Origin of the sequence: Sphingomonas echinoides ATCC 14820 (assembly GCF_000241465.1) — a bacterium.
Lineage (GTDB): Bacteria > Pseudomonadota > Alphaproteobacteria > Sphingomonadales > Sphingomonadaceae > Sphingomonas > Sphingomonas echinoides.
Window position 1 is genome coordinate 931486 of record NZ_JH584235.1, and the last position, 22443, is coordinate 953928.

Annotated in this window: 25 protein-coding genes and 1 tRNA gene; 10 read left to right on the top strand and 16 right to left on the bottom strand. The window is 66.1% G+C overall.

Annotated features, from left to right (window positions below; translation table 11 throughout):
• The first annotated feature begins 28 nt into the window (after positions 1-28).
• Genes ON00_RS04355 through ON00_RS20080 form a run of 3 tightly spaced genes read left to right on the top strand, consistent with a single transcriptional unit; the run spans position 29 to position 1833 of the window.
• Complete coding sequence (locus ON00_RS04355) at positions 29-583, top strand: shikimate kinase (protein ID WP_050810895.1); 555 nt, start codon at positions 29-31, stop codon at positions 581-583.
• Positions 580-1680 carry a 3-dehydroquinate synthase gene (aroB, locus tag ON00_RS04360; RefSeq protein ID WP_010403452.1) on the top strand — a complete coding sequence of 367 codons (1101 nt, stop codon included), beginning with the start codon at positions 580-582 and terminating at the stop codon, positions 1678-1680. The genes ON00_RS04355 and aroB overlap by 4 nt, the downstream gene beginning before the upstream one ends.
• Positions 1681-1833 carry a DUF2256 domain-containing protein gene (locus tag ON00_RS20080; RefSeq protein WP_010403453.1) on the top strand — a complete coding sequence of 51 codons (153 nt, stop codon included), beginning with the start codon at positions 1681-1683 and terminating at the stop codon, positions 1831-1833.
• Here ON00_RS20080 and ON00_RS04365 read toward each other — a convergent pair.
• The 7 genes from ON00_RS04365 to radA form a co-directional block, all read right to left on the bottom strand.
• The gene (locus ON00_RS04365; protein ID WP_010403454.1) at positions 1820-3070 is read right to left on the bottom strand and encodes an MFS transporter; all 1251 of its coding nucleotides are present in this window, start codon (positions 3068-3070) and stop codon (positions 1820-1822) included. The genes ON00_RS20080 and ON00_RS04365 overlap by 14 nt on opposite strands.
• A gap of 366 nt (positions 3071-3436) precedes the next feature.
• The gene (locus ON00_RS04370) at positions 3437-3937 is read right to left on the bottom strand and encodes a protein tyrosine phosphatase family protein (protein ID WP_010403455.1); all 501 of its coding nucleotides are present in this window, start codon (positions 3935-3937) and stop codon (positions 3437-3439) included.
• 15 nt (positions 3938-3952) lie between these two features.
• The gene (locus tag ON00_RS04375) at positions 3953-4285 is read right to left on the bottom strand and encodes a DUF423 domain-containing protein (protein WP_010403457.1); all 333 of its coding nucleotides are present in this window, start codon (positions 4283-4285) and stop codon (positions 3953-3955) included.
• Complete coding sequence (locus ON00_RS04380) at positions 4282-6039, bottom strand: cation:proton antiporter domain-containing protein (protein ID WP_010403458.1); 1758 nt, start codon at positions 6037-6039, stop codon at positions 4282-4284. Before ON00_RS04380 ends, ON00_RS04375 begins: the two co-directional genes overlap by 4 nt.
• Positions 6036-6470 (bottom strand): iron-sulfur cluster assembly scaffold protein, encoded by a 435-nt coding sequence (locus ON00_RS04385; protein WP_029622432.1) that lies wholly within the window; start codon positions 6468-6470, stop codon positions 6036-6038. The genes ON00_RS04380 and ON00_RS04385 overlap by 4 nt, the downstream gene beginning before the upstream one ends.
• Before the next feature lie 90 nt (positions 6471-6560).
• Positions 6561-7118 (bottom strand): CvpA family protein, encoded by a 558-nt coding sequence (locus ON00_RS04390; protein ID WP_010403461.1) that lies wholly within the window; start codon positions 7116-7118, stop codon positions 6561-6563.
• Positions 7119-7371: 253 nt separating this feature from the next.
• Entirely contained in the window at positions 7372-8742 is a 1371-nt protein-coding gene (radA, locus tag ON00_RS04395; protein WP_010403463.1) for a DNA repair protein RadA, read from the bottom strand.
• 173 nt (positions 8743-8915) lie between these two features.
• On the opposite strand from radA, the gene ON00_RS04400 reads away from it, so the two are divergent.
• The gene (locus ON00_RS04400) at positions 8916-9464 is read left to right on the top strand and encodes a hypothetical protein (RefSeq protein WP_010403464.1); all 549 of its coding nucleotides are present in this window, start codon (positions 8916-8918) and stop codon (positions 9462-9464) included.
• On the opposite strand, the gene ON00_RS04405 is transcribed toward ON00_RS04400, so the two are convergent.
• Positions 9465-10169 carry a glutathione S-transferase N-terminal domain-containing protein gene (locus tag ON00_RS04405; RefSeq protein ID WP_010403466.1) on the bottom strand — a complete coding sequence of 235 codons (705 nt, stop codon included), beginning with the start codon at positions 10167-10169 and terminating at the stop codon, positions 9465-9467.
• Positions 10170-10235: 66 nt separating this feature from the next.
• Here ON00_RS04405 and ON00_RS04410 point away from each other — a divergent pair, with 66 nt between their 5' ends.
• On the top strand, positions 10236-11384 hold the full coding sequence (locus ON00_RS04410; protein ID WP_010403467.1) for a glycosyltransferase family 4 protein: 1149 nt from the start codon (positions 10236-10238) through the stop codon (positions 11382-11384).
• A 9-nt stretch (positions 11385-11393) separates the two neighbouring features.
• Here the strand turns inward: ON00_RS04410 and ON00_RS04415 are convergent, their stop codons facing one another.
• Positions 11394-11708 (bottom strand): DUF2218 domain-containing protein, encoded by a 315-nt coding sequence (locus tag ON00_RS04415; protein WP_010403468.1) that lies wholly within the window; start codon positions 11706-11708, stop codon positions 11394-11396.
• 86 nt (positions 11709-11794) lie between these two features.
• Complete coding sequence (locus ON00_RS04420) at positions 11795-12361, bottom strand: PadR family transcriptional regulator (RefSeq protein WP_010403469.1); 567 nt, start codon at positions 12359-12361, stop codon at positions 11795-11797.
• Positions 12362-12540: 179 nt separating this feature from the next.
• Between ON00_RS04420 and ON00_RS04425 the strand changes: the two genes are divergently transcribed.
• The 4 genes from ON00_RS04425 to ON00_RS04440 all read left to right on the top strand — a co-directional run bounded on the left by ON00_RS04425 (position 12541) and on the right by ON00_RS04440 (position 15144).
• Positions 12541-13851 carry a replication-associated recombination protein A gene (locus tag ON00_RS04425; protein WP_010403471.1) on the top strand — a complete coding sequence of 437 codons (1311 nt, stop codon included), beginning with the start codon at positions 12541-12543 and terminating at the stop codon, positions 13849-13851.
• Positions 13848-14192, top strand: a complete 345-nt coding sequence (locus tag ON00_RS04430) for an MmcQ/YjbR family DNA-binding protein (protein ID WP_010403472.1) — start codon at positions 13848-13850, stop codon at positions 14190-14192. The genes ON00_RS04425 and ON00_RS04430 overlap by 4 nt, the downstream gene beginning before the upstream one ends.
• A complete protein-coding gene (locus tag ON00_RS04435; RefSeq protein WP_010403473.1) occupies positions 14189-15049 on the top strand; it encodes a hypothetical protein in 861 nt (286 codons plus the stop codon). The genes ON00_RS04430 and ON00_RS04435 overlap by 4 nt, the downstream gene beginning before the upstream one ends.
• Before the next feature lie 19 nt (positions 15050-15068).
• Positions 15069-15144 (top strand) — tRNA-Thr (locus ON00_RS04440).
• 42 nt (positions 15145-15186) lie between these two features.
• Here ON00_RS04440 and ON00_RS04445 read toward each other — a convergent pair.
• From ON00_RS04445 to ON00_RS04470, 5 genes are all read right to left on the bottom strand, one after another.
• Positions 15187-16728 carry a DHA2 family efflux MFS transporter permease subunit gene (locus tag ON00_RS04445; RefSeq protein ID WP_010403474.1) on the bottom strand — a complete coding sequence of 514 codons (1542 nt, stop codon included), beginning with the start codon at positions 16726-16728 and terminating at the stop codon, positions 15187-15189.
• Positions 16725-17981, bottom strand: coding sequence for an HlyD/EmrA/EmrK family protein (locus ON00_RS04450; protein WP_010403476.1), 1257 nt, complete (start codon positions 17979-17981; stop codon positions 16725-16727). The genes ON00_RS04445 and ON00_RS04450 overlap by 4 nt, the downstream gene beginning before the upstream one ends.
• Positions 17978-19408: an efflux transporter outer membrane subunit gene (locus ON00_RS04455; RefSeq protein ID WP_010403479.1), complete on the bottom strand. Its 1431-nt coding sequence runs from the start codon at positions 19406-19408 to the stop codon at positions 17978-17980. The genes ON00_RS04450 and ON00_RS04455 overlap by 4 nt, the downstream gene beginning before the upstream one ends.
• Positions 19405-19887 (bottom strand): MarR family winged helix-turn-helix transcriptional regulator, encoded by a 483-nt coding sequence (locus ON00_RS04460; protein ID WP_010403482.1) that lies wholly within the window; start codon positions 19885-19887, stop codon positions 19405-19407. Before ON00_RS04460 ends, ON00_RS04455 begins: the two co-directional genes overlap by 4 nt.
• Before the next feature lie 423 nt (positions 19888-20310).
• A complete protein-coding gene (locus ON00_RS04470; protein WP_010403484.1) occupies positions 20311-20973 on the bottom strand; it encodes an RluA family pseudouridine synthase in 663 nt (220 codons plus the stop codon).
• A 92-nt stretch (positions 20974-21065) separates the two neighbouring features.
• Between ON00_RS04470 and ON00_RS04475 the strand changes: the two genes are divergently transcribed.
• On the top strand, positions 21066-21845 hold the full coding sequence (locus ON00_RS04475) for a M15 family metallopeptidase (RefSeq protein WP_010403485.1): 780 nt from the start codon (positions 21066-21068) through the stop codon (positions 21843-21845).
• Here ON00_RS04475 and wrbA read toward each other — a convergent pair.
• A complete protein-coding gene (wrbA, locus tag ON00_RS04480) occupies positions 21835-22437 on the bottom strand; it encodes an NAD(P)H:quinone oxidoreductase (protein WP_010403486.1) in 603 nt (200 codons plus the stop codon). The genes ON00_RS04475 and wrbA overlap by 11 nt on opposite strands.
• Positions 22438-22443: the final 6 nt, after the last annotated feature.

Sequence of the window (22443 nt, forward strand, 5' to 3'; positions counted from 1 at the left end):
GCCCGTGCGCTGTATAGCCCTCGCTTCGATGTTGCAAAGCCCAGCCCCCACCCCACCCCAATCGCCGAAATGGACCGGCCAGCCCATCGTGCTGGTTGGCCTCATGGGCGCTGGCAAATCCACCGTTGGCCGCCGCCTGGCGATTCGGCTTGGCCTGCCCTTTGTCGATGCCGATACCGAGATCGAAACGGCAGCGGGGATGTCGATCCCCGATATCTTCGATCGCTTCGGCGAAGCCTATTTTCGCGACGGAGAACGCCGCGTGATCGCGCGGCTGATGGAAGGCCAAAAGCGCGTGATCGCCACGGGCGGCGGTGCCTTCGTCGACCCGCAGACGCGCGCGGCGATCCTGGATCGCGGCTATGCCATTTGGCTCGATGCCAAGCCGTCGGTGCTGGTCGAGCGCGTTTCGCGCCGCGATACGCGACCGCTGCTGCGCGGGCGCGATCCGCTGGCCGTGCTGGAAGAACTGGCGCGCGTCCGCAACCCGTTCTACGCGACCGCGCATCTGCGCGTCTCCAGCCATCGCGCGCCGCACGACGCCACCGTCAACGCCATTCTGAAGGCCCTCAACCAACCATGACGACCATTCCCGTTTCGCTGGGCGCGCGCAGTTACGATGTGGTGATCGAGGCCGGGCTGCTCGCCCGCGCCGCCGACTGGCTCGCGCCGCTCTCGCGCGGGCGGCGAATGGCGATCGTCACCGATGAGAACGTCCTGCCGCATCTGGCGACTGTTCAGGCCGCGCTGACCGCAGCGGGTGTCGCCAGCGAAGCGATCGTGCTGCCGCCGGGCGAATCGACCAAGAGCTGGGCGATGCTGGAGCATTTGACCGATCGCTTGCTCGAGCTCGGCGTCGAGCGCGGCGACCATGTCGTGGCGCTGGGCGGCGGGGTGATCGGCGATCTTGTCGGCTTCGCGTGCAGCATCCTCAAGCGCGGCTGCGGCTTCGTGCAGATCCCGACGACCTTGCTCGCGCAGGTCGATTCGTCGGTGGGTGGCAAAACCGCGATCAACTCTAAGGCCGGCAAGAATCTGATTGGGGCGTTTCACCAGCCCGCGCTGGTGCTGATCGACCCCAATGTGCTCGACACGCTGGCGGAGCGCCATGTCCGCGCGGGTTATGCCGAGGTCGTGAAATATGGCCTGATCGACGACCCTGATTTCTTCGGCTGGTGCGAAACCCATGCCGCCGCGCTGATCGAGGGCGATGCCGATGCCCGGCTCTATGCCATCGCGCATTCGGTCGCCGCAAAGGCGCGGATCGTCGCAGAGGACGAACGCGAGACGACCGGTGCGCGGGCGCTGCTCAATCTTGGCCATACCTTCGGCCATGCGCTTGAGGCGGAAGCGGGCTTTTCCGACCGGCTGCTGCACGGCGAAGGCGTCGCGGCGGGGATGGCGCTGGCCTATGGCTATTCGGCCGCGCGTGGGCTTGCACCGCAGGGCGATGCCGATCGCGTCGCCGCGCACCTCCGCGCGATCGGCCTGCCCGATGGCACGGCGGCGGCGGGCATCACCGCCGATGGCGAAACGCTGATCGCGCACATGCTGCACGACAAGAAGATGGATGCGGGCACCCTGCCCTTCCTGCTGGCGCGTGGGATTGGCGGCACCTTCCTCGATAAATCGGTCGATCTGGCGGACGTGCGCGCGTTTCTGGATCAAGCGGCCGCCTGAATGCCGAACGGCGTCGCCAAGACCAACTTGCCCGAAAAGACCTGCCCGGTCTGTCAGCGCCCGTTTGCCTGGCGCAAGAAATGGGCGCGCGACTGGGACAGCGTCGTTTATTGCTCCGAACGCTGCAAGCGCGCGCGGATCAGCGCCGTTTGAGTAAGGCCAGGCCGCCCAGGCTCAGCACGCCCGCCGCGACCAGATAAGCCCCGACCAGGCCCAGCCCACCGCGCGCGGCCAGCGCTTGCGCCGCGATCGGGGCGAGCGCGCCGCCGAGGATTCCGCCAAGATTGAAGGTGATCGACACCCCGGTATAGCGCACCCCGGCGTCGAACAGCGACGGCAACCAGCCGCCGAGCGGGCCGTAAGCAAAGCCCATCGCGAACAGCGACAAAGCGAGCCACGCAAACACCACCCAGAGCGATGCAGACCCCAACATCGTCCCCATCAGCAGGCCCGAGACGACGCAACCGACAAAACCCCAGCGCAACATCGCGGTCGCGCCGAACCGGTCGGCCAGCGTGCAGGACACGATGACGCCGGCCGCAAGGAACAGGATCGCGCCAAGCTCCAGCGCCAGAAACGCCTGCCGCCCATGGCCGAGCGTGGTGGTGCCGTAACTGAGCGCGAACGCCGTCGTCAGATAGAAGAGCGCAAAACACGCGACCACGCCGACCGTGCCCGCCACCGTCGCGCGCAAATGCATGCGGAAGAGTTCGGCAATCGGGACTTTGGGCAGCGCATCGTGCGCGGCGGCTTCGCGGAAGGCGGGCGTCTCGGTCAGCTTCAGCCGCACCCACAAGCCAAGCAGCACCAGCACCGCGCTCGCCAAGAACGGCACGCGCCAGCCCCAATCGCGAAACTGCTGGTCGGTGAGCGTCGCTCCCAGCAGCAGGAAGAAGCCGTTGGCGGCGATAAACCCGACCGGCGCGCCGAGTGGTGGAAACATGCCCCAGCGATTTTCCTGACCCCTGGGCGCATTCTCGACCGCAAGCAGCGACGCCCCGCCCCATTCGCCGCCCAGCCCGAGCCCCTGCCCGAAGCGCAACAGACACAGCAGCGAGGGGGCGACCCAGCCGATCTGCGCATAGGTCGGCAGGAACGCGATCGCGACGGTCGACCCGCCCATCAGCATCAGCGAGGCGACCAGCGTCGACTTGCGCCCGAGCCGGTCACCGAAATGCCCGAACACCGCCGCCCCCAGCGGCCGCGCGAAGAAGGCGAGGCCGAAACTGGCATAAGAGGCGAGCAACTGCACCGCCGGATCGTCCGCAGGGAAGAAGAGCGGGCCGAACACCAAGGCGGCGGCGGTCGCGTAGATATAGAAATCGTAGAATTCGACCGAGGTGCCGATCAGGCTGGCAAGCAGGATGCGGCGGGTCGAGGCGCTGGTCATCCGCCGTCCCTATCGTGCTTGTCGTTTCGTGTCGAAGGGGCGGATGAAGAGCGCACCGTCACCCCGGCCTCGTGCCGGGGTCCACCGGGATACGAGAGGATCGATCGCAGAAAACGCGGCACAGTGGATGCCGGGACACGCCCGGCATGACGGGACGCGCTCCGCCAAAGCGTCCGTCACACCGCTGGACGCGGCACGCGCTTGCCCTTGGTCCGGCTGGTCAAATGAAACGCACCGCAGCGATCGCAACGGTAGGGGCGCAACACAAGGCCACTTGCCTGTGCCTGGGATAGCGCCGCCTGTTCACTCCCGAATCGCATTTTTCTGGCGCAGGTACTCAGCTTAGTGCGCATCTGTACCCAGAAACTATCGTTTTAATACAGGCTGATAATCGCGCCCAGCATAACGATGCGGGGCCTCGACCAGCGCCTGCTCGCCGATGAAGTCGGCCCATACCCCACCCGGTTGCCAAACCGTGTCGAGCAGCGCGCGTGCCGCGCTGGCGTCGCCGCCGACGCGGTCGCGCTGATAGCGGTACAGGAACGCCGTCACGCGCGCGTTGACGATGCAATGGACGTGGACGGGCGTGTCCGGCAGCGCGTCGAGCACAGCGCAGAACCGATCGAAATCGGCCTCGGTCGGGTGATCGAAATCGACCGGAATGTGGATGTAGCGCATGCCCAGATCACTGACGGTCGCGGCCTCGTCAGGCAGCGCGCGCGGATGGCTATGCAGTCCGAGATTGATGATGTGGGTGACGCCCAGCGCTTGGATTTCCGCCAGTTGCGCGGCGCTCGGCTGGCCCGAGGTGGTGATACGCGCGTCGAAGCGGCGCCAGTTGAGGATCGTATCCGGGTCCGTCATCATGCCGCCCCTCTTGGCTCAACCTCGCGCGGCAGCCCATGCCAGCCACAACCACCCGGCAATCAACAACAAGCCCCCGATCGGCGTGATCGCGCCGAGCCAGCGGGGGGCCCCCAGCGCCATCAGATACAGCGTCGCGGCGAACAGCGCACCGCCGCTGAGGAACAGCCAGGCCGGTCCGCGCGCGTCCATGCGCCATGCCACCAGCGCCACCACGGCGTGGATCAATTGGTAATGTGCGCCGGTCTTCAGCCATTCTGCGCCTTGTCCGCTAGCACCATGCGCCCCAAACGCCCCCGCGCCCACGGCGATTGCGCCCGAAAGCGCCGCGAACAGCCCAATCCAGTTCATCCCGCTTGCTCCTCGCTCAGCCCGGCGCGCTGATCCTGCGTGATCATGATACCGCGCGCCGCGCGAATGTCGCCCGTCTCGGACTGCACGCGCAGCCGCTCCTTGTCGTTGCGGCGATAGGTTTCCTCGGTACGGTCGATCTCGGCCTGATCGACGCCGATGCTTTCCAGCGCCATGCGGCCCATCTTCACCGCCGATTCGAGCACTTCGCGCACCACGCCATCGACCGGGGAGCCCTTCAGCTTGATCACCGCGCGGCGATCGAAGGCGCGCACATAGATCGACGCGTTGGGAAAGGCGTTGTGAACGCCGGTTACGAGATCGGGCGAAAGCTGGTCACCATCCATGCAGAACAGGATCAACTCTGCCTCGCCCGCGCCCGCCTGACGCAGCAAGTCGAGCCGCGTGCCGTCACCATAATAGACCTTGGCCCCGAAATCGCTGGCGACATCGATCATCTCGATATCGGTGTCGATCAGCGTCACCGGTACGCCCTGCGCGATCAGCATTTGCGCCACCGTCTGGCCGAAGCGGCCATAGCCGACGATCAGCGCATTGGCACCATCGGCCTTAGGACCATCGCGCTCGCCCGCGACGATCGGCTCTTCGCGGATGCGCTGGGTGATCATCATCAGGAACGGCGTCGTCGCCATCGACAGCGTGACGATCGCGCCGAACAGGCTCGCCGCCTCGGGCGCGATTAGGAAGGCGCGCTGGGCTTGCGCGAACAGCACGAAACCGAACTCGCCGCCCTGGCTGAGCAACAGGCCGAGCGCGAGTGCTGCACGCCACTTCATCTTGAAGGCCATGCCGATGCCGAAGATGATCACCGCCTTGGTCGCGATCAGCGCCAGCGCCATGCCGATCACGAAGAAGGGCCGCTCGGCAATGGCGTGCAGATCGAGCATCATGCCGACCGCGAGGAAGAACAGGCCGAGCAGGATCGAGCGGAACGGCTCGACATCGGCTTCCAGCTCATGGCGATACGGGCTGTCCGCCAGCATCACGCCCGCGACGAACGCGCCCAGTGCCGTGGACAGGCCAAGCGCCTCCATGATCGCAGCCGCACCGATGACCGTGAACAAGGCGGCGAACACGAACATCTCGCGCTCCCCCAAATTGCCGATGATGCGGAAGAGCGGGCGCAGCAGGAAGCGCCCGGCCAGCACCAACCCGGCCACCGCCAGCACCGTCGACAGGAACAATTGCCAGCCCGGCGGTCCATGCGCATCCGCAGGATTGCGCGACAACACCGTCACCAGCGTGATCAAGGGCACGATCGACAGATCCTGGAACAACAGGATCGAAAAGGCCCGTTCGCCAAAGGGCGTGCGCAAGCGACCGGCCGATTGCAGCATCGGCAGCACCTGCGCGGTCGAGGACAGCGCCAGCGGAAGGCCGAGCACCAAAGCCGCCGACCAGGAGAAATGCACCGCTGCGACAAGGCCGGTGACCGCCAGCCCGCACAACACCACCTGCAACAGCCCGAGCCCGAAGATCTCCTTCTTGAGCGCCCATAACCGCGACGGATTGAGCTCCAGCCCGACGATGAACAGCAGCAGCGTGATGCCGAGTTCGGCGACGCCGATCTTGGATTCGGCATTGCCGACCAGATGCAGCACTTGCGGCCCGACGACCGCGCCCGCGACGAGATAGCCGAGCGTCGCCCCCAGGCCGAAACGGCGGAAGATCAGGACGAAAACGAGCGCAAAGCCGCCGAGGATGACGCCATCGAGCAGCAGCGACTGGCTCATGCGGGGGCCTTTGCGGCGGCAGCGGCGCTCGCTTCGGCAGCCGCCTCAAAAGCGAGCCGGATCGAGGCGTGGCGTGCGCTGTGCGGCAGCGCGGGCGTGAACAGTTCGAAGCCCGGCCAATCGGGCAAAGGCCCCTGCCCCGCCAGCCACGCGGCCAACGCATCGCGCGCCGCCGCAATCTCCGCCGCGGACTTGCCGATGACCGCCGCGCCCATCAGCGACGACGAGGCTTGACCGAGCGCACAGGCGCGCACCAGCAGGCCGAGGTCGGACACGCGCCCCTCGGCGTCGACATTGATATCGACCGTCACGCGGCTGCCGCAGATCGGCGAGCGTTTTTCCGAGGTGGCCATCGGATCGGGCAAGCGGTGATGATGCGGAATGGTGGCGGCGAGCCGCAGGATTTCGGTATTGTAGAGCGGCGCGTTCATGCAGCGGATGTAGGGCATGCCGGGGGATTCGTCACCCCGCCGAAGGTATGTTCTCCTCGTTCCCGTTCGACGACGGGCGGGGAAAAGCGCTTACTCGGCCGTATGGTCCGCCTCGGCGACGTTCGCGCCATGCCCGAACACGGGTTCACCCTTGCGGCGGCGATCGACGAAATCGGCGATGCTGGCGCTGGTGCTGTTGAGCAAGGGATAGACCTTGGCCGAGGTCAGCCATTCCGGGCGATGCGCCGGGCCGCCGCTGACGGTATCGGTCATCAGCACCACCAGTAGGAAAGCGAGGCTGGCGAGGATCAGGCCCTTGAGCGCGCCAAAGCCGAAGCCAAGCGCGCGATCGACCGGCCCCAGCACCGAATCGCGCGTGCGGGCGCCGATCGCCCGCGCGACCATGCGCCCGCCATAATAGGTACCCCCGGCCAGAATCGCGAAGGCCAGCACCGCCGCGCCGGTGGTGGTGCCGACCACCCCGGTCAGCGCATGCGTCAGCGGCACATGGAACAGCTTGATCGCAAACACGATTCCGACCCAGGCGAACAGCGACAGCACTTCGGTGACGAAGCCGCGCGTGATGCCAAGCGTGGCGGCCCCGCCAACGGCGAGCAGGACCAGAATATCAAGGGCGGTAAGATGCATGGCGCGCGTCTTACAAGGGTGGGACGGTGGAAGTCGAGTGGGTGCGGGGATGCGGCGGGGTTTGTGGGGGTTGGAGAGTGCTTTCCCTTAACCCGTTCGTTTCGAGCGTAGTCGAGAAACAGCCGCAAGCGCTGTGCCAGGTTTCTCGACCACGCTCGAAACGAACGGACAGGGAGTTACGGACAGGGAGACGATGGACCAAGAGTCATCACCCTCCACGAGTGGAAGGTTTGTGGGAGGGTGCAACGCCCCCTCACCGCCCCAGCATATGCTCGACAAAGCTCGCCAGCGTGCCGAAGCCGCTCAGCTTCAACCCGCTCTTGTCGTCGGTTACCGCCGCGGGCAGCAGCGCCCTTTCGAACCCAAGCTTGCCCGCCTCCTTCAAGCGCAGCGGGCCATGCGCGACCGGGCGGATTTCGCCGGACAGGGCCAGTTCGCCGAACACCACCGCATCGGCGGGCACCGGGCGTTCCGACAGCGCGGAGATGAGCGCTGCCGCGACCGCAAGATCGGCGGCCGGGTCCTGCACGCGGTAGCCGCCTGCAATGTTGAGATAGACTTCGCTCGACGAGAAACTGAGCCCGCAGCGGGCCTCCAGCACCGCCAGCACCATGGCGAGACGCCCGCTGTCCCAACCGACCACCGCCCGCCTGGGCGTCGCTCCGCTCGCCAAGCGCACGACCAGCGCCTGAATTTCGACCAACACCGGCCGCGTGCCCTCCAGCGCCGGGAACACCGTGGTTCCGGTCATGCCTTCCTCGCGCTGCGTCAGGAACAAGGCGCTGGGGTTGGACACTTCGGCCAAGCCTTCCGCCACCATCGCGAACACCCCGATCTCGTCGGTGCCGCCAAAGCGGTTCTTGATCGCGCGAAGAATCCGATATTGGTGGCTGCGCTCGCCTTCAAAGCTCAGCACGGTATCGACCATATGTTCGAGCACGCGCGGGCCGGCGATGCTGCCATCCTTGGTGACGTGGCCGACCAGCACCACGGCGGTGCCGCGTTCCTTGGCGAAGCGGATCAGTTCCTGCGCCGAAGCGCGCACCTGGCTGACGGTGCCGGGCGCCCCTTCGATCAAATCGCTGTGCATCGTCTGAATCGAGTCGATCACCAGCAAGGCGGGGGGCGTTGCCTGGCCGAGCGTGGTGAGAATATCGCGCGTCGAGGACGCCGCCGCCAGCATCACCGGCGCATGGCCGAGGCCCAGCCGCCGCGCGCGCAAGCGCACCTGATCGGCGGCTTCCTCACCCGAGACATACGCCACCGGCAGCCCGGCCAGCGCCATCTTCGCCGCCGCCTGCAGCAGCAGCGTCGATTTGCCAATGCCGGGATCGCCGCCGATCAGCGTCGCCGATCCTTCGACGAAGCCGCCGCCGAGCGCGCGGTCGAGCTCGGCAATGCCGGTGGCGAGCCGGTCGGGCAGCGTGATCTCGGCATCGAGGCTGACGAGCTGAAACGCGCGCCCGCCACCTTGCAGATTATGCTTGGCCTGGAACGGCGTGACGGTGGCAGGCGCTTCCTCGACCAGCGTGTTCCATTCCCCGCAATCGGCGCATTGCCCCTGCCAGCGGTGCGACACCGATCCACAGGACTGACAGACATAGCGCTTCTGGGGTTTTGCCATGCGCTGCGATGTAGCAACATCGGAACGAGAGGGGAACAAATTTCAGTGGAGCCGTGACGTTCGCGCGCCCGGCGCACGCACTTTTCACGCAATTGGGACGCCGCCTTGTTAGCGGGCGGGTCGCGGGGTCTGACCTTCGAGCACGACCCGCGCGGGGACCAGGGGGAAGCACCATGGATTCAGCAACGGCGATTACACGCGCACGCAGCGGGCTTGGCAAGAAGACCGAATATAAGAGCCCAGGGGTGATGCCGTCCTTTGCGGCCGCGACAATTCCTCCCAATGGCAAGCTCGATTGCAGTGGCTTTGTCTACTGGAGCATCCGCTTCCCATCGGTTCCGCCGCAATCGCGCATCGTCAACCACCCGCTCTACAAGAAGATCAACGGCGGTTGGTTCGAGACCACCGCGATCCACGCCGATGGCCTATCCCCAACGGGGTATTTTCATGCTTTGGCCGAACCGGTCGTCGGCAGCTTTTTGGTCTATCCCGATTATACCGGCACCGATGGCCGGACGCATGATGGCCATATCGGCATCGTGACCGCGCTGGATATGGCCCAGCATGGTATCGCGCGGGTGAAGGCGATCATTCACTGCTCGCTCGGCGGATGGCACCAGCACGGCGACGCGGTCCAGGAGACCGCGCCCGCACCGTGGCTCGCCCACAGCAACGCAATTGCCGTGTGGTATGAAGGCTTTTCGGACGCGCCGCCGACCTGACTATCCCCGCGCCGGGATCGCCAGACCGCGCTGCACCGCTGGCCGTGCGAGGCCGCGTTCGAGCCATGCCTTTACGTGCTTGAACTGGTCGAAACCGACCAGCTCGCCCGCGCCGTAAAAGCCGACCAGACCGTTCACCCAGCCGAGCATCGAGATATCGGCGATGGTGTAGTCCTCGCCCAGGAACCAGCTCTTGCCCGCGAGCACGCCGTCCATCACGCCGAGGATGCGCTTGGCTTCGGCGACATAACGGTCGCGCGGGCGCTTATCCTCAAAGTCCTTGCCCGCGAACTTCACGAAAAAGCCGACCTGGCCAAACATCGGGCCGACCCCGCCCATCTGGAACATCACCCACTGGATCGCGTGCCAGCGCGCGGCGGGATCGCTGGGCAGGAACTTGCCGGTCTTTTCGGCGAGATAGAGCAGGATCGCGCCTGATTCGAACAAAGCGAGCGGTTTGCCGCCGGGTCCATCAGGATCGAGGATCGCGGGGATCTTGCCATTGGGGTTGAGCGATTCGAAGGCGGGGCTGTGCTGATCGTCCTTGGCGAAATCGACCAAATGCGGCTCGTACGGCAGCCCCGTCTCTTCCAGCATGATCGACACTTTCACACCATTGGGCGTGGGCAGCGAATAGAGTTGCAGCCGGTCCGGATGGGCGGCGGGCCAGCGTTGTGTGATCGCAAAGGCGGAAAGGTCGGTCATCGGCGCAAAAACTCCTTTGACGCGAGAGATAGTCATCCGGCGATAGCTTCGCTATGGCCCGGCACGATGGAAGCGTCCGATCTCCGCGTAGCCCTGTTCAGCGGCAATTATAACTATACCCGTGATGGTGCCAACCAGACCCTCAACCTCTTGGTCGGCTATCTGCTTAGTCGCGGCGTGAAGGTGCGAATCTATGCACCGACGAGCCGCACCCCAGCATTCCCGCCGACTGGCGACCTGGTCAGCGCGCCATCGATCAAGATCCCGCTGCGCGGCGAATACAAGCTGACGCGCGGCATGGGCAATCGCGTGCGGCGCGATCTCGATGCGTTCGCGCCCAACATGATCCACGTTTCGGCACCGGACCGCCTGGGGCACAAGGCGCTCAATTATGCCGAAAAGCATAACATCGCCCGGGTCGCTTCGTACCATACGCGGTTCGAGACCTATATGAGCTATTACGGCCTGGGGTTTCTGGTGCCGCCGATGATCGGCATTCAAAAGCGCTTCTACAGCCGCGTCGATGAAGTGCTCGCACCCAGCCAGGTGATGGGCGAGATTTTGCGCGAATGGGGAGTGCCCACCCCGGTGACGCGCTGGTCGCGCGGGGTGAACCACGATCGCTTCAACCCCGCCCAGCGCGACCTCGCCTGGCGGCGCGGCCTCGGCATCGGCGATGACGAAGTTGCGGTCGGCTTTCTGGGGCGCCTGGTCAAAGAAAAGGGGCTGGACGTCTTCGCCGCAGCCCTCCGCACGCTCAAGGCGCGCGGCGTCAAGCACAAGACGCTGGTGATTGGCGAAGGCCCGGCACGCGACTGGTTCGCGCAGGAAGTGCCCGATGCGGTGTTCGCCGGCTATCTGACCGGCGATGATCTGGGCAAGGCGGTCGCGTCGATGGACGTGTTTTTCAATCCCAGCGTGACCGAGACCTTCGGCAATGTGACGCTCGAGGCGATGGCTGCGGGCGTACCCGTCGTCGCCGCGCGCGCCAGTGGCGCCGTCGGCCTGATCGCCGACGGCGTGACCGGGTTGATCGTGCCGCCGACGGACATCGAAGGCTATGCCGACGCCCTGCAGCGCTTCTGCGAAGACCATGGCTTTCGCAGCACCGCCGGGGCCGCCGGTCATGCCGAAGCCGCGACCTATCAATGGGAACGCATCAACCAGACGGTGCTCGACACCTATTTGAAGGTGCTCGCCCGCCGCGCCGCATGACGCGCGCGTTCAGTGCCACTCATAAGCGAGCGGTGCCTCGCGAAAGGCGAAGCGATCGACATGGCGCGCGACCGCGCCTTGCAACGCTTCGAGCTGTTCGACGGCGCTAGCCTCGATCCGAACCAATAGAGCATCGGGTTCGGCATCGAAGGTGACGGTAGCATCGCCCGGGAAATTGGCCCCGCGCGCATCCTTTGGGAACACGATCGTACCGTGCTCCGGGGTGAAGACCACCGCCAGATTGTGCTCCCAATGCTTGCAGGTCTGCTGAAGGTACTTGCTCGCATGCGCGGTCGGCACGCGTGCGGTTGTGCTCAGGGTCATATCACGTCTCCGAAGGGGAGGTTCAGCCCCTGCCGCAGCCGCGGCATTTGCGAGGCGACGGCGGAGGAGCTGAAGCCGGGTCATGCTTACAGCCGCTCGATCTTCTGCGCGGCTTCGTCGATCAGCGCGACGACTTCGTGCAGGGTTTCCTGCGCCACGTCTTCGCTGCGCAGCTTGTGGATCAAAACCTCGCGCAAATTGCCCATCGCGCGGCGCACCGAGGCGCTGTCGGTCCGTGCGCGTTCTGCGCCGACCTCGGCAAGACGCGCGAACAGCGCCTCGACCTGTTCCGCATTCTCGGCGAGATGCGCGGTGCCGGTTTCGGTGACCGCGAACAGCTTCTTGGCCCCTTCGGCCTGCCGCGCCTCGATCAGGTCCATGTCGTCGAGCAACGTGAGCGTGGGATAGACGACCCCCGGGCTCGGCGCATAGGCACCGCCGGTCAACTCCTCGATCGAGCGGATCAGGTCATAGCCGTGGCGTGGCTCATCGGCGATCAGCTTGAGCAACACCAGCCGCAATTCGCCGCTGTCGAACATACGCCGACCGCGCGGGCCACCACGCCCCTCACCGTCGCCCCGGCCATGCCCATGACCATGGCCACGCCCGAACCCGCCGCCAAAGCCGCCACCAAAGCGCCCGCCCATCGCCATGCCTTTGCGGCCTGGATGGCAGCCACGGTCTCCGCGACCGCCGCGTTCTACAAATACAAACATATCGTTCCTTTCTATAACACGATGGCACTAAGATATATCTTGATTGCATCGACGCAAGGGGTCCGTGCATTTTTTTGGGGAAACCCTATCTTGGCGGCACCCGCCCGAGGAAAATGATGCCCGATCTGTTCGCGACTTTCGATCCGCCCGCCGCCGACCAGCCGAGCGCCACCGCGCCGCTCGCCGACCGGCTGCGCCCGACGACGCTCGCCGAAGTGGTCGGGCAGGACCATATCACCGGCCCCGAAGGCGCGATCGGGCGGATGGTCGCGGCGGGGCGGCTGTCGTCGATGATCTTGTGGGGCCCGCCCGGCACCGGCAAGACGACGATCGCGCGGTTGCTCGCCGATGCGGTGGGCTTGCGCTTCATGGCGATTTCGGCGGTGTTCTCGGGCGTCGCCGACCTCAAGAAAGCCTTTGCCGAGGCACGCGACCATGCCCGCATGGGCAAGCGCACCTTGCTGTTCGTGGACGAAATCCACCGCTTCAACCGCGCGCAGCAGGACGGTTTCCTGCCCTATGTCGAGGACGGCACGGTTACGCTGGTCGGCGCGACCACCGAGAACCCGTCTTTCGAACTCAACGCCGCCGTGCTCAGCCGCGCGCAAGTGCTGATCCTGCACCGGCTCGACCACGCCGCGCTCGGCAAATTGCTCGACCGCGCCGAGCAGGTGGAGGAACGCCCGCTGCCGCTCACGCCAGAGGCGCGCGACGCGATGATCGCCAGCGCCGATGGCGATGGGCGCTTCCTGCTCAACCAGGCGGAGACGCTGTTCGCGGTTCACCTGCCCGAGCCGCTCGATCCCGCCGGACTCTCCGCCTTTCTGCAGCGTCGCGTCGCGGTGTATGACAAGGACCGCGAGGGGCATTACAACCTCATCTCCGCGCTGCACAAAGCGGTGCGCGGATCGGACCCGCAAGCCGCGCTTTATTATCTGGCGCGCATGCTCACCGCAGGCGAGGAACCGCTATATCTGCTGCGGCGCATGGTGCGGATGGCGGTGGAAGACATTGGCCTCGCCGATTCCAATGCGCTGACGCTGTGCCTCGCTGCGAAGGATGCCTATGATTTCCTTGGCAGCCCCGAGGGCGAACTGGCGATCGCGCAAGCGTGCCTGTATCTCGCCACCGCGCCCAAATCGAACGCCGCGTACACGGCACAGAAGGCCGCCTGGAAATCGGCGCGCGAGACGGGATCGCTGATGCCCCCCGAGAATATCCTCAACGCGCCGACCAAGCTGATGAAGGACATCGGCTATGGCAAGGGCTATGCCTATGATCATGACACGGCGGAGGGCTTTTCGGGCGCGAATTACTGGCCGGCCGAAATGGCACCGCAGACCTTCTATGTGCCGACCGAGCGCGGCATGGAAAAACGCATCGCCGAACGCATGGCGTGGTGGGCCAGCCTGAAGGGGGACGAATGAAGGACTGGGAGTCGCTCGCCGCCTTTGCGCTGACGCTGCCCGACACCGTGGCCGGGAGGCATTATGGCGGGGCGGCGATCAAGGTCGCCTCGAACGGGCGGGCGTTCGTCTCGATAGGCCGCGAGGCCGATTCGTTCGTGCTCTCGATCGACTCGGATACCAAGGAAGTCCTGCTCGAAACCGACCCCGCCACCTTCTGGCAGACGCCGCATTATGAAGGCTGGCCCGCGGTGCTGGTCCGCTATGACACTAGCGATCCGGATCGGGTGCAGGACATGGTCACCCGTGCCCGCGACCAGGCGGCCGCGCGCAAGGCCAGCAAGCCCCGCAAGAAAACGTGACACCGACGCATTTCACGCGCTTCGCCGCGATCGACTGGTCGGGGGCCAAAGGCGCGCGCCACCCCGGCATCGCGCTGGCGCTGTGTGAAACCGGCACCGCCGCCCCTACCCTCGTCTCCCCGCCGCGCGGGATCTGGTCGCGCGCCGACATCCTGCACTGGCTGCGCGATCAGGCGGAGACGCCCTTGCTGGTCGGCTTCGACTTCAGTTTCGCGCCACCTTATGTGCTGCGCGGGGCGTATCTGCCGGGCGAGGACACGTCGACCACCGCCCGCGCCTTCTGGGGCTATGTCGATGCGCACGCGCCAGATGCCGATCTCGGCGCTGCCGCGTTCCTCGAAGCGCGGCGCGGCACGCATTTCTATCTCGGCGCGCGCGACGGGACCAAGGCCGACTTCCTCCACTTCCGCCGCTGCGAAGCGCACCACAATGCCGCCGGCTTCGGCAAACCCTCGACCGTCTATGACGCGATCGGCGCGGCGCAGGTCGCCAAAGCGAGCTTTGCGGGCATGCGGCTGCTCCACCATCTGGGGACCGACGTGCCGGTGTGGCCGTTCGACCCCGCACCACAGACGGGCGCGTGCGTGGTCGAAATCTACACCACCATCGCCGCCCGCGCCGCTGGGGTGCGCAAGGGCCTTAGCAAATTGCGCGACCCGGCAGCGCTCGACACCGCGCTGGCCACCCTTGGCAGCGCGGCGCACGCCCCGCTCGCCCGCTATACCGACCATGCGACCGACGCCATTTTGACCGCGGCCTGGCTGCGCGCCAACGCGCTCCGCCAAGAATTTTGGCATCCACAAGCGCTGACACCGCAAATCGCACGCACGGAGGGCTGGACCTTCGGCATATCCTGACGCATTTAGCGTCGCACGTGCCGGCTTAGCTCAGTTGGTAGAGCGCCAGTTTTGTAAACTGGATGTCGCGGGTTCGATTCCTGCAGCCGGCACCATTTTCAACCCTTAAACTCGCAGCGACCGGGCGCACAGCGCGGTCAATCCGCCGCCACCACATGCGTGCTCGGTGCCGGACGCCGCGTCATCCAGATCACGCCGATCATCACCAGCGCCATCCAACCGCAGATCCAGAACAATTCCAGCGACGAAAGCAGATACGACTGATTGACGATCTGGCGCATCACCGCGCCAGCCGCCTGCTGTTGGGTCATGCCCGCGGCTTGCAGTTGCTCGGTCGCGTGCCGGTAGATTGGCGAATAGTCGGTGCCGACCTCGCTCAATCGGGTCTGGTGCAGCGCTTCGCGGCGATCCCAATAGGTCGTGATGATCGACGCCGCGAAACTGCCCGCGGTGATGCGCGCAAAGTTGGAAATCCCGCTCGCCGAGGGCACGCGCTCGCCCGGAATCCCGTCGAACGACAGCGTGATCAACGGCACGAAGAACATGCTCATCGCCAACCCCTGCAACAGCAAGGGGAACATCAACGTCCAGAAGCTCGCATCGGGGGTGTATTGCGCACGCAGGAAGTATGATCCGGCGAAGGACAGGAACGCCATCGTCGCGAGCCAGCGCGTATCGATCTTCAGCCGCCCGATAAACGGCGTCGCGACGACCGCGACGATTCCGCTCGGTGCGGCGACAAACCCGGCCCAGGTCGCGGTATAGCCCATCTGCTCCTGCAGCCACAGCGGCAGCAGCAGGTTGTTGGCGAAGAACAGCGCATAACCAAGGCACAGCGCCAGCGTTCCAAACACGAAGTTGCGCCGCCGGAACAGGCTGAGATCGACCGCCGGGTTTCCATCGGTGATTTCCCAGATGACCCAGGCAACAAACCCGACCAGCGCGCACACCGTGAGCACGACGATCAGCGGATTGTTGAACCAGTCGCGATCCTTGCCGAGATCGAGCATCGTCTGCAGGCTGAACACCCAGAAAGCGAGCAGGATCAGCCCGACCGTATCGATCGGCAGTTTGCGCGTTGGCGTCTCGCGCGTCGACAGCGAGCGCCAGGAAATTATCGCGCAGGCGATGCCGACGGGAACGTTGATCAGGAAGATCCAGCCCCAGTGATAATTGTCCGAAATGTACCCGCCCAATACCGGCCCGAGCACCGGGGCGGTGAGCGTCGTCATCGACCAGATACTCAGCGCGGTGCCACGCTTATGGGCGGGGAAGATCGCGATCAGCAGCGCCTGGCTGCCCGGGATCATCGGCCCTGACACAGCGCCCTGCAGAATGCGAAACCCGATCAGCGAAGACAGATCCCACGCCAGCCCGCACAAGAGCGAGGCAATCGTGAACAAGACGACCGATGCGGTAAAGGTGCGGACCACGCCGAAGCGCTGCATCAGCCAGCCGGTAAGCGGGACGGTGACGCCGTTGGCGACCGCGAAAGACGTGATCACCCACGTCCCGTTATCGGTCGAGACGCCCAGATTGCCCGCGATCGTCGGCAGCGAAACGTTGGCGATCGTCCCGTCGAGCACTTGCATGAAGGTGCCGAGCGCCAGCGCGATCGAGGTGATCGCCAGCGCCCCGCCGCGGAGCGGAGCCGCCCCCGCCCCGGCAGAGGCGCTCACCGGTCGCGGCCCAGATTCTGCGCGATGATCCGGCGCACTTGCGCGTCGACTTCGGGGCCGCCGTCAAGGCTTTGCTGCACGCCGCCGGCCGGGGCCGCGCTGCCCGCGACCATCGGGCCCGACAGGTTGCTCGTCGCGACCACGGCATTGACCGACAGGCCGATCCGCAGCGGATGCGCACGCAGTTCAGCCGGGTCGAGCGCAATGCGCACCGGCACGCGCTGCACGATCTTGATCCAGTTGCCCGACGCATTTTGCGGCGGCAGCAGCGAGAAGGCGTTGCCGCTGCCCGCGCCAAGCCCGAGCACCTTGCCGTGGAAGACGACGCCCTTGCCATAGACATCGGCGGTGACCGTCACCGGCTGGCCCACGCGCAAATGCTGGAGCTGCGTCTCGCGGAAGTTGGCGTCCACCCACACGCTGTCGAGCGGCACCACCGCCATCAGCGGCGTGCCCGCCGCAACGCGCTGGCCAAGCTGGACGGTGCGCTGCGCGACGATGCCGGTGACGGGCGCGACGATCTTCATATGGCTGGCGTCGATCGCGGCGCGGCGAACATCGGCGATCGCGGCGAGCACTTGCGGATTGCTGGACACGTCGGTGCCGGAAACCGTGCTCGCGGCTTGCGCTTTCTTGGCCTGGGCCAAAGCGAGCGCCGCGCGGGCGGTGGTCACGGCGTCGGACGCGTGCGACAGTTCCTCGCCCGAGATCGCACCATCGCGCGCCGCGCCCTGGCGGCGGGCATAATCGTTTTGCGCGCGCGACAGATCGGCTTGCGCCTGGGCGATTTCCGCCCCGGCTTCATCGACTTGGGCATAGGTCGACCGGACCGCGCGAACCGCGCGCCCCAGGGCCGCCTCAGCCGCGTCCATCTGCACGCCGGTCGATGCTGGGTCGAGGTCGATCAACGGCTGACCGCGCTTGACCGATTGCGTATTGTCGGCGTGCAGCGCCAGCACGGTGCCGCCGTCCCGCGCGGTGACCGCCACGACGTTGCCCGCGACATAGGCATCGTCAGTCGACTCGGTCGCCGGTGCGGTGAAAATGCGGATGGCATACAGCACCAGCCCGATCAGCACGACGAGCGCGAGCACGGTAAAGCCGATCCGTCGCGTGCGCGCGCGGCGCGCGATCGCGGGATCGACAGGGGTTGGCGCAGGTTCGGCGGCCATCGGCGCAGGGCTGACGACGGGATCGACTCGTTCGGCCGTTTCCGCCTGGCGCTTCCAGTCGGCGGGGGTCTGATCGTTCATGAAGGCATGTCCGCATGGGCCGCTGCAGGCGGCGGGGAGGATTGGAAACCGCCGCCAAGCGCGGCGATAAGCTGGATACGGTGCGTAAAGGCGTCCGACTGGAGCGAAACCAAGGCCTGCTCCGCCTCAAGCAAGCGGAAGCCCGCATCGATCGTGTCGAGCTGCGACCCGAGGCCCGTCGAGACGCGGACCTGGTTGAGCCGTACCGTCTCGCGCAGGCCGGCCACAACGCGCCGCTGTTCGGCGGTGTCCTGGTCGGACGCGCGCACATGCGTCAGGGCGTCGGCCGAATCGCGCACCGCGCCGAGCACGGCGTCGTCATAAGCGGCTACCGCTTCGTCGAGCGCTGCGGTGGCACCACGATATTGCGCCTTGAGCTTGCCGCCCTCGAAAATTGGCACGTGGATCGCCGGGCCCGCGCCATAGGTCCGCGCGCCCGCATCGAAGAAACTGCCAAGGCCCAGCGCCGCGAAACCCGCCAGCGCCTGGATGCTGACATTGGGCAGGAAATCCGCGCGCGCGACCCGCCGCCCGGCTACGGCGGAATCGATCCGCGCTTGCCCGGCGAGCAAGTCCGGACGCCGCCCGAGAAGATCGGCCGGGAGCGTCTCGGGCACCAGCGGTGGCGTATCGAAGGCGAGCTTGGGGCTGGCGATCTGCGGATAGAAATCGGCACCGCGCCCGACCAGCGCCGCCAGTGCGTGAACGAGCAATTCGCGCTGCGCGACCGCCCGCGTGCGTGCCTGCTCGGCCTCGGCCAGCAGCGTTTCCGCCTGCCGCAGTTCGAACTGACTCGCGAGCTTGTTGCGGATGCGGGACGTGACGAAGCCCATCGCCTCGCGCCGCGTTGCGACGAAATTGTCGGCGACACCGATCAGCTGTTCCGCCCGCGCGAGCCCGACATAGGCCTGTGCGATCGACGTCGACACCATCAACCGCGCGGCAGCGGCATCCAGTGCGGCGGCGGCGACATCAGCGCGGGCACCGGTAACCAGTGCCCGCTGGCGGCCGAAAAGATCGAGATTCCAGCTCAGGTTCGCCTGCACCGACGAGATAGGATAGGCGTTTCCGGCATAAGGCGGCGGATAGAGCGACCGTTCGGGGAAGCGCTGGTAGAGCGACTGCCCGTCGGCCGTCACTTGCGGCAACTGGTCGCTCCGACGAACGCCGAGCGTCGCCTCCGCGATCCGCGCCCGCGCCAGCGCGCGGTCGAGCGTCGGATTGGCGGCGAGCCCCATCGTCACCAGCGTATCGAGTTGGGGATCATGAAACACGGTCCACCAATCGGGCGCAATCGTCGCGCCTTGCGCCGAAAGGCCGACCGCCGCAGGCTGGAGCTGCGCGACCTGGGGTGGATCGTGGGGAACCGCCGCGCACGACGCGAGCAACAGTGCGCCAAGCGACGCCACGCCGACCCTGCGCTTCATGCTTCGCGCTCCACCGGCGGCAAATCGCCCGCGACGCGCTCCGCCGCAGCGAGCAGCTTGACCAGCACCGCGACCATCTCCGCCGCTTCCTGCTGCGAATACTCCGCGACGACCTCGTTCCATGCATTAACAACGAGCGGCTGCAACGCGAACACCATGTCCCGGCCCGCAGGCGTTACTGCCAGCCGCACAACGCGGCGGTCGGCGTCGCCACGGTCGCGCTCAAGCAGACCGCGCGTCTCGAGCACATCGATCAGCCGGGTCGCCGCGCCGGTCGTAATGCCCAGTTCGCGCGCCAACTGCCCGGGATTCCCGACAATGCCTTCGGTCACCGTCCGCAACGCAATCCATTGCTGATAGCTCAAATCATGGTCGCCGAGCTTGGATTCGACGAACGCCGACATCACCTTATCGAGCCGCCGCAGCATGCGCCCCGGCGCCCGGCTCGCGGCGCAATCCTCGACACTGAAAACCGCCATTGCTTCACCTTCATTATCTGCACGTGCAGATATATAGCAGGCAGCGGATTACAAGGGACAAATTGGAGGGTTTCGGACACCAACGGGGCATTCGCCGTTCTTCCGACCCTCGAACCTCAAGCTGCCCCTTAGGAGCGCCCCGCCATCGGCACCTGTCATAGATTTGAAATTTTCGTCAGGATGCGGTCTAGAGGGCGTATGGAGAGCGCAATCCGATACGTCGCCCGACGTCGGCCCGAACCCGATCTTGTCGATCGATGGGGCCTGTTCGCGCTTGCCACAGGATGCTGGCTCGATGTGCATTTTGCGACCGAGGTCGAGGCCGCGAGTGCGATCGCGATCCTTCAGAACACCACGCCCTCGCCCGACAGGCCCCGCCGCCCATCTTATTGAACCGGCGCGCGCGACCCGATCAGCGAGCGCTCACTGCTCGCTGAAGCCAGCCGCCACAAATCGTTCCGGCAAGGGAGCCTTGGCGATGATCGGCTCCTTGCCGACACGCGGCACGGTCAATTCGGCGGCATGGAGCAAGGTTGCCCCCTCACCCTTGCCATAGATCGGGTCACCGACAACCGCAGCGCCCAGAGCTTCGGCGGCATGGACGCGAATCTGGTGCGTCCGGCCGGTTTCGGGAAGGAACTCGACGAAGCTGCGCCCGTCCTTGATCTCCAGCACCCGCCACGCGGTGCGCGAGGGCTTGCTGCCCTTGGCCCCAAGCGGATCGCCGACCATGCGCCAGCCCGTCTCGATCGTGCTGACCTTGGCCAAGGCCAGGTCGATCAACCCGCTTTCGCCTTCGACCACGCCATCGAGCACGGCGAGGTAGCGCTTGCGCACCAGCCCCTGTTCAAACGCCTGTTGGAGCTTGGCGTGCGCCTTGGGGTTGCGCGACAGCAACAGGCAGCCTGACGTATCGCGATCGAGCCGATGCACCGGCACCGGCCAGCGCTTGAACCCGAAGGTCAGCCCGTCGAGATGGTTTTCGAGGCTGAGCGAGCCGTCGCGCGGGCGGTCGACCGGAAGGCCGGCGGGCTTGTCGATGACGAGCGCCTCGCCATCGAGAAAAAGAACATGGTTTGCGAGCATGTCGGCCTCTTGCCACCGCTAGCGCCGACATGCCAGAGATTGTGCCCGTGAGCAGGCGCGGAAGATCAGTAACGCAAGTCGTTTTTGGGGCGATGGGCTTGGTTCTCACGCTCACCGCCGCCGCGCCGCAAGGCGATCTTCCCCCACCCATGCCCGACGGGCGCATGCTCGGCCATCTGCCCTATGCCGAGGCGCTGCGTAGCGACCTGGTCGAAGCGCCAGCGGGATTCGGGGTTGGGCAGCCGTGCTTCATCCACCGCGACGCCGCACCGGACCTGGCCCGATTGCTGACGGCAGCAGCGCTGACTCCGGGTGTCGGCCGGACGCTCCACGCCGTGTCGTGCTTCCGCGCGATCGCGCATCAGCGCGCGGTCTTTTGCCGCAATGCCCGGCCGGGGATTTGCCCCGATCCGTTCACCCGCGCGCGGTTCGTCGGGCCACCCGGTTACAGCGAACATGCCACGGGTTATGCGATCGATTTCGCGGTGCGCCCCGCCATCGACTGCCGCGACGTCGATGCCTGTATCGCCGCCACCAACGCAGGGCGCTGGCTGCTCGCCCATGCGCCGGACTATGGCTTCGAACTGTCCTTTCCCAACGGCAACCCGCAGGGGGTGACGTGGGAACCGTGGCACTGGCGCTGGGTCGGCACGAACGTCAATGTGGCGGGCGCGGCACGCGCGCGGCTCACCTTCGCCCGCGCGCGCGCGACCTATCCCGGCAAGCCGCGTATTACTGGCGACAGCGACGCTTGGCTGATCGCCACCGCGCCGCAACCACCGCTGTTGCTGGTAACCAAAACAGCAACGGCGCTGCCACCGCCCCTCTTGGGAACGATGGCAGCGCCCTGGAGCCAGGACGTCAGGCGCTGAGCTTGGCCGCCGTCTCGGCGATGCGCTTGCCCTGATAGCGCGCACCGGCCAGTTCTTCCGCTTCGGGCTGGCGGCTGCCGTCGCCGCCTGCGATCGTCGTCGCGCCATAAGGCGATCCGCCGCGCAGCTTGTCGACGCCCATCTGGTCCTGGAAGCCGTAATCGAGGCCAACGATCGTCATGCCATGATGCAGCAGGTTGGTGATGATCGAGAACAGCGTGGTTTCCTGGCCGCCATGCTGGCTGGCGGTCGAGGTGAACGCACCGCCAACCTTGCCGACGAGCTTGCCCTGGAACCACACGCCACCGGTGGTATCCCAGAACGATGCCATCTGGCTTGGCATCCGACCGAAGCGCGTCGGCGCGCCGACGATGATCGCGTCATAATCGGCAAGGGCGTCGGGGCCCTCGATCACAGGATGCGCGGTGTCGGTCTTGAAATGCGCCGCTTCGATGACCGCCTGCGGGGCGGTTTCCGGAACGCGGCGGATGTCGACCTCGGCACCGGCCGAGCGTGCGCCTTCGGCGACCGCATCGGCCATTTGCTCGATATGGCCGTAGGACGAATAATAAAGAACGAGAACCTTGGTCATTGTGCA

Coding starts and splice junctions, on each gene's coding strand:
- ON00_RS04355 (WP_050810895.1), top strand. CDS start 29: ATGTTGCAAAGCCCAGCCCCCACCCCACCCCAATCGCCGAAATGGACC.
- aroB (WP_010403452.1), top strand. CDS start 580: ATGACGACCATTCCCGTTTCGCTGGGCGCGCGCAGTTACGATGTGGTG.
- ON00_RS20080 (WP_010403453.1), top strand. CDS start 1,681: ATGCCGAACGGCGTCGCCAAGACCAACTTGCCCGAAAAGACCTGCCCG.
- ON00_RS04365 (WP_010403454.1), bottom strand. CDS start 3,070: ATGACCAGCGCCTCGACCCGCCGCATCCTGCTTGCCAGCCTGATCGGC.
- ON00_RS04370 (WP_010403455.1), bottom strand. CDS start 3,937: ATGATGACGGACCCGGATACGATCCTCAACTGGCGCCGCTTCGACGCG.
- ON00_RS04375 (WP_010403457.1), bottom strand. CDS start 4,285: ATGAACTGGATTGGGCTGTTCGCGGCGCTTTCGGGCGCAATCGCCGTG.
- ON00_RS04380 (WP_010403458.1), bottom strand. CDS start 6,039: ATGAGCCAGTCGCTGCTGCTCGATGGCGTCATCCTCGGCGGCTTTGCG.
- ON00_RS04385 (WP_029622432.1), bottom strand. CDS start 6,470: ATGAACGCGCCGCTCTACAATACCGAAATCCTGCGGCTCGCCGCCACC.
- ON00_RS04390 (WP_010403461.1), bottom strand. CDS start 7,118: ATGCATCTTACCGCCCTTGATATTCTGGTCCTGCTCGCCGTTGGCGGG.
- radA (WP_010403463.1), bottom strand. CDS start 8,742: ATGGCAAAACCCCAGAAGCGCTATGTCTGTCAGTCCTGTGGATCGGTG.
- ON00_RS04400 (WP_010403464.1), top strand. CDS start 8,916: ATGGATTCAGCAACGGCGATTACACGCGCACGCAGCGGGCTTGGCAAG.
- ON00_RS04405 (WP_010403466.1), bottom strand. CDS start 10,169: ATGACCGACCTTTCCGCCTTTGCGATCACACAACGCTGGCCCGCCGCC.
- ON00_RS04410 (WP_010403467.1), top strand. CDS start 10,236: ATGGAAGCGTCCGATCTCCGCGTAGCCCTGTTCAGCGGCAATTATAAC.
- ON00_RS04415 (WP_010403468.1), bottom strand. CDS start 11,708: ATGACCCTGAGCACAACCGCACGCGTGCCGACCGCGCATGCGAGCAAG.
- ON00_RS04420 (WP_010403469.1), bottom strand. CDS start 12,361: ATGGCGATGGGCGGGCGCTTTGGTGGCGGCTTTGGCGGCGGGTTCGGG.
- ON00_RS04425 (WP_010403471.1), top strand. CDS start 12,541: ATGCCCGATCTGTTCGCGACTTTCGATCCGCCCGCCGCCGACCAGCCG.
- ON00_RS04430 (WP_010403472.1), top strand. CDS start 13,848: ATGAAGGACTGGGAGTCGCTCGCCGCCTTTGCGCTGACGCTGCCCGAC.
- ON00_RS04450 (WP_010403476.1), bottom strand. CDS start 17,981: ATGAACGATCAGACCCCCGCCGACTGGAAGCGCCAGGCGGAAACGGCC.
- ON00_RS04455 (WP_010403479.1), bottom strand. CDS start 19,408: ATGAAGCGCAGGGTCGGCGTGGCGTCGCTTGGCGCACTGTTGCTCGCG.
- ON00_RS04460 (WP_010403482.1), bottom strand. CDS start 19,887: ATGGCGGTTTTCAGTGTCGAGGATTGCGCCGCGAGCCGGGCGCCGGGG.
- ON00_RS04470 (WP_010403484.1), bottom strand. CDS start 20,973: ATGCTCGCAAACCATGTTCTTTTTCTCGATGGCGAGGCGCTCGTCATC.
- ON00_RS04475 (WP_010403485.1), top strand. CDS start 21,066: ATGGGCTTGGTTCTCACGCTCACCGCCGCCGCGCCGCAAGGCGATCTT.
- wrbA (WP_010403486.1), bottom strand. CDS start 22,437: ATGACCAAGGTTCTCGTTCTTTATTATTCGTCCTACGGCCATATCGAG.